Genomic DNA, 1795 nt, shown 5'->3' with positions numbered 1-1795 from the left:
GCGTCATGTTCGGCGGGCCGAAGCTGGACACCCTTTACGTCACCTCGATGGCCAAGCCGCCGCTGCCGCGTTTTCCCGGCGACGGCGTTTTGCGCGGCAGTCTGTTCGCCATCACGGGCCTTGGCATCAAAGGCGTTGCGGAGCCGCGCTTCGGCGGTTGACGCCAGCAGGCAAGCGAAGCGCCCGTAGCATACGCGGATCAGGCCTTGGCACCAGGAATTCCTCATCAAAAATGTGGCAGCACGCCCGCGGCGCTGCTCTTCACCCAATGAGCGGTCAATGGATCATTGGCCAAAGAGGTCCGGGCGGGCCACGTTGAGCCGTTGAACCGTGCGAAGCACTTCGCGCAGATGCGCCGCCATACGCGCGCCTGCCTGCTTTGCCTCGCCGGTCTCCACAGCCTCGAAGATCGCCACATGCTGAGCGAGCAGCGTTTCGAGGTGGCCGGGCTCTGGCAGGCTCAGATAGCGCACACGGTCCATCTGCAGCTTGACCACCTGGATCACCCGCCAGCTCTTGGGCAGGCCGGCCTCTTCGCAAAGGCTGCGATGGAAGCCCTCGTCAAGCTCGAGAAACAGCTCGCGGTCGCCCTCGGCCACTGCCTTGGCCTGTTGGGCAAGGTTCACCCTGCCTGCCGCGATGAAGGCGCTCGAACCGTGTCCGGCCAGCTTCTGCACGACGGAGACTTCGAGCGCCTCGCGAATGAACTGCGCTTCCTCGACGTCACTCAGCCGGATCGGCGCGACGAAGCTGCCGCGTTGCGGCAGTATGTCGATCAGCCCTTCATCGGCAAGCCGGATCAGCGCCTCGCGCACGGGTGTACGGCTGACACCGAGCTGCTGGGCAAGGTCCTGTTCGCTGAGCGCTTCCGACGGCAACATCGCCAGCGTCGTGATGGCGCGGCGCAGGCGCTCGTAGATCTGCGGCGAGATCGGCATGCGATTGTTGACCGGCTCCAGCACCCGCGAGGGGTCGCGCTGACCGGCGGTTTTCAACCTGGCAGCACTGCCTGAAAATCTGGTCGCCCCCGAAAGCTTGGTCCCCATGACGAATCCGTTGCTGTGAATGGCGCTGCACTGCTCCGGTCATGACACCACGCACGTCCCAACTCAAGCGGCAAGCAGGATTGACGCTGTATTGACATACTACCATGGTAGTGTGTATGACGCCGGTAGGCCAGGGGAGAGGAGCCGGCATGAAGATCACGGACATCAAGGCGACCACCATCACCGTTCCGCTGGAAGCAGCATTGCGGCACAGCAACGGTACGCATTGGGGACGCTTTGTCCGCACCGTGGTCGAGGTCGAGACCGACGAAGGCATTGTTGGGCTCGGCGAGATGGGCGGCGGGGGCGCCGGCGCCGAACTCGCTTTCGCCGGGCTGAAATCCTACCTTGTCGGCCACGATCCCTTCGATCTCAACCGGATGCGCTACGCCATCTGCAATCCGACGGCGTCACTCTACAACAACCGCACGCAGCTCCACGCGGCGCTGGAATTTGCCTGTCTCGACATTATCGGCAAGAAGCTCGGCGTGCCGGTCTACCAACTGCTTGGCGGGCGTGTGCGCGACCGGATCGGCTTCGCCTCCTATCTGTTCTTTCGCTATGCCGACCGCCGCAGCGGCAAGGGCGAGGTCCGCACCATCGATCAATTGCTCGAACATGCCCACGCGCTCAAGGCCGAGCATGGTTTTCACGCCCACAAGCTCAAGGCCGGCGTGTTTCACCCCGACTACGAGTTGGAATGTTTCAGGGCGCTCGCCGCCGAATTTCCTGCCGACACACTGCGCTAC

At 63.5% G+C, this 1795-nt stretch carries 1 protein-coding gene and 1 pseudogene; one reads left to right on the top strand and one right to left on the bottom strand.

Annotated elements, in window-relative coordinates; translation table 11 throughout:
- Positions 1 to 284: 284 nt before the first annotated feature.
- On the bottom strand, positions 285 to 1046 hold the full coding sequence (locus EN750_RS32625) for a GntR family transcriptional regulator (RefSeq protein ID WP_127399142.1): 762 nt from the start codon (positions 1044 to 1046) through the stop codon (positions 285 to 287).
- 149 nt (positions 1047 to 1195) lie between these two features.
- On the opposite strand from EN750_RS32625, the pseudogene EN750_RS32620 reads away from it, so the two are divergent.
- Positions 1196 to 1795: pseudogene (locus EN750_RS32620) on the top strand (mandelate racemase); the annotation flags it as partial.

The sequence above is a fragment of the Mesorhizobium sp. M7A.F.Ca.ET.027.03.2.1 genome (assembly GCF_003999175.1).
Lineage (GTDB): Bacteria > Pseudomonadota > Alphaproteobacteria > Rhizobiales > Rhizobiaceae > Mesorhizobium.
Note: the sequence above shows the minus strand (reverse complement) of the source record. Positions and strands in the feature narration are given on the sequence as shown.